The organism is Deinococcus sp. Leaf326, assembly GCF_001424185.1.
Taxonomy (GTDB): domain Bacteria; phylum Deinococcota; class Deinococci; order Deinococcales; family Deinococcaceae; genus Deinococcus.
Map to the genome: position 1 here is coordinate 1 of NZ_LMOM01000058.1, position 7,584 is coordinate 7,584.

The following is a 7,584-nucleotide window of genomic DNA, read 5'->3' on the forward strand; positions in this document are numbered from 1 at the left end:
TCCAGACTTTTCTCTGCTTTCCCATGGTGATCTCCAGTCTGCTCGTCCCTCGCATCACAAGGGTCAGGTTCTGGAAGTCATCTCTGGAGCATTACCGGCTGGTCTAGATACTCGTCCAGGCGATCAAAGCGCGCCTCCCAGAGTTGTCGATACGCTGCGAGCCACTGGTCGAGTTCCCGGAACGGTTCGGCGCGCAGGTGGCAGATGCGGCGGTTGGCGACTGCCTCCACGTTCACCATGCCTGCATCCACCAGTACACGGACATGTTTGGATGCTTGGGGCTGACGCAACCCCAAGCGCGCAGCAATCTCGCCGACCGTGAGCGATTCTTGGAGCAGCAACTCTACGATGTGTAGACGGTGTGGCTCGGCCAGTGTGCTCATGATGGCGGTGTTCATCAGAATATCCTCCTTTGCCCCGGACGGAGGCAGGCATAACTAGAATATACTACTAGAGGAATATTCTTGTAAAGGCATATTAAGAGTATCTGGAATACAGCATCCCTATCCCCTCCCCGCCGCTCCCCGCAGACCGTCCCTTTATCAAGTTCAGCAGGAGTAAAACTGCAAGCGTTTTAGATCAAAAGCCGCCTCCCAGTTCCAGAGCGCCCCTACGCAGGGGGCATTTTAGGACCGTCGGAATCGCTCCGCTTTGTACTCCTCCAACACCTTCTGCCGGGCCTTCTCCTCGGCGCTCGCGATCAAGACGTCGACCTCGTCCCAGGTCATCAGACCTCGCTCCACCAACCGTCGGAGCACAGCCTCTATCACGATCCATGCTGCCGCGCCGTCCATTTCTATGTTCTGCCGCATATCAGTCCGCTCAGCAGTCTATTCAGCTCAGGTAGTGAGCTGATGCGTAGCCCACCTCCACCCCCAAGTCCTTACCCCTCCTAGCTCATCAGAGCGCACCAGCGATCTGAATCGCTCCCCACACGTTTTTGGGGTGGCCTCTCCTCTTCAAAACGCTTGGGGGGAGCAAAAATTCGGCTCCAGCAGGGTGTTTCTACGATAAATCCACCCTCGAGCTGACAACATCCTCACGCTACTTTGTAACCCGCAGAGCGAGCTGCTTTCCCTCTGGATGCTCGCCGCCTGGTCGTGTTTATCGCGCTGATCCTCAGCGGTCTAGAACTTAAATAATGGGCTATGACCCTCGCTCAAGTCACCTCCGATCTCCTCACCCAGACCACTACCTGGATCAACCTCCATGATGACGAGCTCAAACGCCGCGCCACCCTCGCCGCCCGCGATAAGGATGCGGCCGCCCTCACCGACCTCTCCGTTGCCTACCTCGCCCACCTCGGCGGGAGCGGCGTCCTCACCAGCCCGAAGACCATTGAGGCCTACCGCATCGGTATCCGCCAGTACGTCGCCCACACCCAAGCCCACGCCATCGGCATCCTGCGCCCCAGCCGCCACGCCCCCCAGCACTACGTCAGCAGCCTCCTCGCCCAGGGCCGCAAACCCGCCAGCGTCCAACTCAAGATCGCCGCCGCTCGCTGTCTCTACCGCGCGCTGCGCTGGGCCGGCGCCACCGAAGCTGATCCCTTCAAGGACGTCCGCATTCCCAAGGACCACACCACTGGCCTGGAGAAGCGGCCGCCCTACACAGAGCAGGACATCGAGCGTGTGCTTGAGCACGCCTCCCCCCATGACCGCTTCCTGCTGTTGCTCACCGCACACGCCGGCCTGCGCATCGCCGAGGCCCTCGCCCTCACTTGGGCCGACTTCGACCTCGAGCGCCGACGCCTCCGCGTGACCGGCAAAGGCCGCAAGAGCCGCACCGTCCCTATGAGTGCCCGCCTCGTCGAGGCCGCCACCCAGTACCGCGTCCTCTACGGCCCCGGCGGCGAAGCCCACCAGAACGACGAGAATGGCCAGCGCCGCCGCACCACCCCCCACCTCCAGGCCTTCCGGTACCGCACCGTCCAGAATGCCGTCCACGCCATGAAGACCCCCTTCGCCCAAGCTGGGGTGCCTTGGCGTGGCTTCCACGCCGCCCGGAAGCATGCCGGGACAAAACTGCTCAAGCGCACGGGCGACCTGGCCACCGTCGCCGCTTTCCTCGGGCATAGCTCTGTCGACACGACCCGCAACAGTTACGCTGCTGTCGCCTCTGATGCTGCCTCCGACGAGATGACCGACTGGTAACTCTCCCTGGCGCTGTGCACCCTGCGGTCATCTGCCCACGCGTGGTACACCGCGATCTGGCGCATTCCGGCCCCACACCTGAGCAGGCCTACGCAAATCCGCACGCGCCGACCGCGCTGGTACAGATCATCCACGCCTGGACGCAGCAGGTCAGCCAGTGAGTGGTACCGCGCCTTGCCCAGCGCTCATAGCCACCGACCACCCCAACGACGGGCACGCTGATGCCATGCATGGCTATCAACACACCGCGGTGAATACGGTCTGCACCGTTCTCGGGTGCGGCGCCCTTGCGCTTATTGGCTACCCGCAAACAGCGGCTGCCCTGGCCGCAGGCCTCGCCTTCGGCACCCTGCTCGTCACCCCAGACCTTGACCTCCGTCTGAACGACGCCCGCCGCAACTGGGGACCCTTCCGCTTCATCTGGGCCCCCTACGCCGCCCTCTCCAAGCACCGCGGCATGTCCCACACCTATCTGCTCGGTCCCACGATCCGCCTGCTGTACCTCGCTCTCTGGGTCGCTCCCGTCCTCTGGCTCATCTCCCGAGTGCAGACGTTCCCTTTCCCCAATGTCAGCTGGCGCCTCATCGCGCTTGTCGGCATTGGGTACTTCATCGCCCAGTGGCTTCACTTACTGTGCGACGGGATCTCCCCCGCATTGCCCGGCCAGCGGCGCGCGACCTCCGCACGACGACCGCGACCCAGACGATCCTAAACTCCCGCACTTCAAGACCACCTCGACCACTTCTCTAGACAGCGCCAGGTCACGCAGTACCTCCCCCGCTGCCGCCACCCCAACGGCAGGGCGGTAGCAGCGGTCATGGGTCAGCGCGTCATACACGTCGGCCGCCCCGATCAACATCGTCAGCACGGGCAGAGACGACAAGCCTTCCGGGTAGCCCCGTCCGTCCAGCCGCTCATGGTGATGCCGAACGGCGTGCACGATCTCTACAGGCACTTCTGGCCAGGCCTTGCGTACCAAGCTTTCCCCTTCGACCGGGTGCGCCTGGACCATCAGCCTTTCCGCCACCGTCAGGGGGCGGCAGGCTTGTAGAAGATCCTGGGGAACGGCCAACTTGCCCAGGTCATGCAACCACCCGGCCAGATACGTCGTGACTGGGTCAAGCCCCAACGCTGGAGCGCAACGGGTGGCCAGTGCCGCCACCCCAACCGCATGATCCGGATCAGGCTGCTGCAGCACCAGCGTCAGCAGCGCTGGTGGTAAGTCCGGGAGCGTCAGCGTCAGGCTCATGCCACCACTGTCCGGATAAGCAATTCAGGAAACGTCAGGCAACGTGCAGGCATACCTCCACTGTCCCTGTCGTTGGGGTGACCGCCGTCCCCACCTCCCCGAACACCGGAGTCCTGGGGGGCGTGCGCGCCACCCCAACGACACGCACTCTGAAGTGGTGACGAACGACCTCTTCCTGACCTGTGCCCTGCTCCTCGGCGGTGTGACGGGCGCCACCACCGCCCGAGTCGCTGGCGCTCACCCCGTGGTGCTCATCCTCCCGGCCATCCTCGTGCTCGGTCTCGCGGTGATGCCCCTCCCCGAGTCCCTCCTGGCGGCCGCGGGCTTGACCCTCCTCGCCGTGACGATCTCGTTTTGCGCGTTTGTCCACACTCCGCAGGACCCTCACCCCGCTCTGGGTGGTGTCCCAGCCTTCGGTCTCGCTGCGCTCTGCTTCCTGCTGATCGCCCTCAGTCCCTTGATCGGTGGTCTCTCCGGTCTGGCCTTCGCGGCCTTGATCGGCTTGACCCCTGGCCTGCTGAGCCGCGCGCAGTGGACCGCTCTTCCGTGGGTGACTCCAGCACTGCTCCCAGGGCTGCTCGGGATGTTGACCCTTCTGTGCTTCATCACAGGAGCCACGCTCAATCTGGGCGCCGGCGCACTTGCCGCCGCACTTTTCCTCTTGTTTGCTCTTGCCCGCCCCGCGCGTCACACCCCACTCACTTCCCCCGTCAAGGACCTGTCATGACCACATTGCCGGACTCCGCTACTGCCCAATACATCACTCCGTTCCTGGCCGCCCTCGCCCAGTACGGCCACAACACCACTAGCCTCCAGCAATTCGGCCTCTCCCCTCTTGCCCTCGCCCGCAGGCAAGGCATCCCCGAGGGTCATCTCACCGGTGCCCTCCAGATCGCTGGCTACCCCATCGCCGAGCACCCCCAACCCGCTGCGGATGTGCCTGCCGACCTCAATCTCTACGTCGGCATCTGCGACGCCGTCGAGGCCTGGGCCGCGCGGGACCCTTTCGATCACGCCGTCGAAGAGTACATCCAGGGCATCGCGGCGTACGCGCCCCTCGCCCCACCCACCCCACTGCCCCACGCCAGCCCCCTCGCCAGCACGACCAATGAGCAGCGCCCCATGCGGACCGTCCTCGACGCCCTCTATCGGCTGGGCGTCGGGAACCTCACGCCGGAAGAACTGACCATGATGTCCTATCAGGACGTTCTCCTCGACACCGGCCGCATCACTCCCGTCGATCTCGCCAAGGCCTACGCGCTGTTCTCAGGTGCGGCGTACATCGACACCCAGGGCAACCCCCCGCACGCCAACGTCCGCAACGACATCAGTGCCCACATCATCACCAGCTTCAAAATCGTCCCGCACTCCAGAACCGGCAACGTCCTCACTGTTCTGCAAAGTGACCCTACTGACCCGTACCCCATCCAGGTCATCGAGGACGAACTTCAGGCCAAAGGCCTTCAGGTCGTCGCGGCCGTCACTACACCGCAGGCCATCGACCAGCTCATCCTCAGCCTCTACCATCGGAGCGCCCAGGAAGAGCGCCTCGAGAAAGCCGCCATCACGCGCCGACAGGATGCACAAGGCCAGTCCACCGAGACCCTGGGCGCCGATCTGGACAGCCCCGCACGCGACCGCATCATCAGTGCCCTGCAGGAAGCCGCCGCCAACAGCGCCAGCGATCTTCACTTGCAGCCCGAACGAGACGGCCTCCAGATCCGCGAGCGCCTCTATGGCAACCTGATCCTGCGCGGCACCATCCCTAAAGAACTCCGCGCCCAGGCCATCAACGCCGTCAAAATCATGGCGCAGATGAACCTACAACTGCGCATCCCGCAGGACAACCGCATCAACATCCCCATCCAGTACAACGGCAAGACCCAGGAACTGCGCCTGCGCGTCTCGACGACCCCCCAGATGCACGGCGAAAACATTGTCCTGCGACTTCTTCAGGACGTGGAGGAGCTCCCCACCCTCGAACAGAGCGCCTTCACGCCGGCCAACCTCGCCCTGATCCAGGAGGCCCTGACCGCTTCCAACGGCATGATCCTCGTCACCGGTCCCACCGGCAGCGGCAAGACCACCCTGATGCACAGTGCCCTGCGCACCCTCAACGACCCCGCCCTCAAGATCGCCACGATTGAAAACCCCATCGAGTACGAGCAGCCCGGCATGGTGCAAACCGAGATCCGGCGCAGTGAAGACCCTCTGCAGGACTTGAGTTTCGCGCTCGTGCTCCGCGCCACCCTCCGGCAGGACCCGGACATCATCTTCGTCGGCGAAATCCGCGACGAGGAAACCGCCGAGATCAGCATGTCCGCCGCCCAGACCGGCCACCTGCTGCTCAGCACCCTCCACACCAACAGCGCTATCGGCACGATCACCCGTCTCAAGGATCTGGGTATCCCGTCCTATCTCATCGCCGAGAACCTACGGCTGGTCGTCTCCCAGCGTCTGGTCGGGCAGCCCTGCCCGGATTGCAGCGTCGAAGAACCCCTGCCCCAGCAGTACGTCCTGCCGGGCATGGTCAACCCCACCATGCTGCGGGGCACCGGCCTCCGCGACGGGCACAAGTGCCCCCGCTGCGACGGCAACGGCGACTACAAGCGCATCGCCATCCACGAAGTCCTGGCCATGACGCCCGAACTCCGCCAGGCCATCATCGAGGACAACCCCACCGTTATCGAGCGCATCGCCAGAGAGCAGGGCATGGTCTCCCTGCATCACGACGCCCTGCATAAGGTGGCCGCCCACCAGGCGAACCTCCGGAGCGTGCTCCGCAGTACCCGCTAACCCACACCCGTCTGGGTGGTCCTGTCCCCTTCCTTCTCGCTTTTGACTCGCTCCCGAGGTTTCGCATGTCCCTAGCCACGTCGTCCCCCGTTTCCCCCGATGTCATCCACCGCTTGCTCGACGACCTCACCGACTCCGGTGCCAGTGACATCAAACTCGTGACCGGTCAGCATCCCCTCGCCAACATCATGGGCGCCTGGCGAGCGCAGAAGCAGTACGACATCCTCAGCGGTGATACCGTCACCCACCTCCACGGCAAGATCTGCCGCAACGTCCGGTACAAGACCATCCCCGAGGAAGGCGTCTGGGACGCGGATTACCGCACCAGCACCGCCAACTACAACTTCCGGGTCTCTGGCGGCAAAGAGAACGGCCGGCCGTATCTTGTGCTGCGTCCCCTCCCCCGCGAAATCCCCACCTTCGACAAGCTCCGCCTCTTGGACGACACCCTCGACGAGGTACCCGGGCACACCACGCACCTCACGACCGGCCTCGAGTACGCGATGAGGCAGAAGCGCGGTCTTGTCCTCGTCACTGGCCCCACCGGCAGCGGAAAGTCCACCACGCTCGCGAGCTGTGTCAAGGTGCGGATCACAGTGGAGAACGTGGTCTGCAAGCTGAAGAAGTTCCGCGTGTGGCGGGCCTGGTCAATCTCCGGGCGCTGAACCGCGCGCCCCAGTTCGCCTGAATCACCAGAACACTGAGCGGGGGAGGCGCTGCCTCCCCCGCTCAACTCACATTCCAACTACGCAATCGGTCTTCAAACGTACAGTCACCTTCCCGATGTACCGGTGCTAGTTCGTTCGGTTGGTCGGGTCCGACCGGTGCTAGTTCGTTCGGTTACCGGTGCTAGTTCGTTCGGTTGGTCGGGTCCGACCGGTGCTAGTTCGTTCGGTTACCGGTGCTAGTTCGTTCGATTGGTCGGACCCGACCGGTGCTAGTTCGTTCAGTTACCGGTGCTAGTTCGTTCGACTGGTCGGACCCGACCGGTGCTAGTTCGTTCGGTTACCGGTGCTAGTTCGTTCGGTTACCGGTGCTAGTTCGTTCGATTGGGTCCAAAAACATCGTGTAGGACATCGTTTTCAAAACTTCCTTGTTGTTGCAACATTTATCTTTATTAGTTAGTTTTAAAACATATGCAACAGACAGAGGTAGAGGACCAGTCTACCCGTAGGACCGAGACGCCACCCCAATCGCATCTAACGTCAAGACATGGGTACACTCGGAGTATGGGTCAGGAAAACCAGGAGCTGCAGCAGATGAAGCGGTGGGGTCTGGAGGAGAGAACTCAGGAGTTGCACCTGCATAAGACGAAAAAAGCGCTCCCAGACGCGAGAGTCTGGGAGTGTCGAAGTCACAGCCTCTCTGGGAGCGTGCCCGCATTCT

General features: G+C 63.2%; 8 protein-coding genes. 5 read left to right on the forward strand and 3 right to left on the reverse strand.

The window, feature by feature from the left end; all coding sequences use genetic code 11:
- Positions 1–77 precede the first annotated feature (77 nt).
- Both ASF71_RS16580 and ASF71_RS16585 read right to left on the reverse strand, forming a co-directional pair.
- Positions 78–398, reverse strand: coding sequence for a helix-turn-helix transcriptional regulator (locus ASF71_RS16580; protein WP_056302315.1), 321 nt, complete (start codon positions 396–398; stop codon positions 78–80).
- 228 nt (positions 399–626) lie between these two features.
- Entirely contained in the window at positions 627–812 is a 186-nt protein-coding gene (locus ASF71_RS16585; protein WP_056302316.1) for a hypothetical protein, read from the reverse strand.
- A gap of 336 nt (positions 813–1,148) precedes the next feature.
- On the opposite strand from ASF71_RS16585, the gene ASF71_RS16590 reads away from it, so the two are divergent.
- Positions 1,149–2,153, forward strand: a complete 1,005-nt coding sequence (locus ASF71_RS16590) for a tyrosine-type recombinase/integrase (protein ID WP_056302317.1) — start codon at positions 1,149–1,151, stop codon at positions 2,151–2,153.
- A gap of 226 nt (positions 2,154–2,379) precedes the next feature.
- Positions 2,380–2,865, forward strand: a complete 486-nt coding sequence (locus ASF71_RS23075) for a DUF2227 family putative metal-binding protein (RefSeq protein WP_082506130.1) — start codon at positions 2,380–2,382, stop codon at positions 2,863–2,865.
- Here the strand turns inward: ASF71_RS23075 and ASF71_RS16600 are convergent.
- A complete protein-coding gene (locus tag ASF71_RS16600; protein ID WP_056302319.1) occupies positions 2,782–3,402 on the reverse strand; it encodes an HD-GYP domain-containing protein in 621 nt (206 codons plus the stop codon). The genes ASF71_RS23075 and ASF71_RS16600 overlap by 84 nt on opposite strands.
- A 157-nt stretch (positions 3,403–3,559) precedes the next feature.
- On the opposite strand from ASF71_RS16600, the gene ASF71_RS16605 reads away from it, so the two are divergent.
- From ASF71_RS16605 to ASF71_RS16615, 3 genes are all read left to right on the forward strand, one after another.
- The gene (locus tag ASF71_RS16605; protein WP_056302320.1) at positions 3,560–4,129 is read left to right on the forward strand and encodes a hypothetical protein; all 570 of its coding nucleotides are present in this window, start codon (positions 3,560–3,562) and stop codon (positions 4,127–4,129) included.
- Positions 4,126–6,198, forward strand: a complete 2,073-nt coding sequence (locus ASF71_RS16610) for a GspE/PulE family protein (protein ID WP_056302321.1) — start codon at positions 4,126–4,128, stop codon at positions 6,196–6,198. The genes ASF71_RS16605 and ASF71_RS16610 overlap by 4 nt, the downstream gene beginning before the upstream one ends.
- 65 nt (positions 6,199–6,263) lie before the next feature.
- On the forward strand, positions 6,264–6,863 hold the full coding sequence (locus ASF71_RS16615) for an ATPase, T2SS/T4P/T4SS family (RefSeq protein ID WP_235514553.1): 600 nt from the start codon (positions 6,264–6,266) through the stop codon (positions 6,861–6,863).
- The last annotated feature ends 721 nt before the right edge of the window (positions 6,864–7,584 follow it).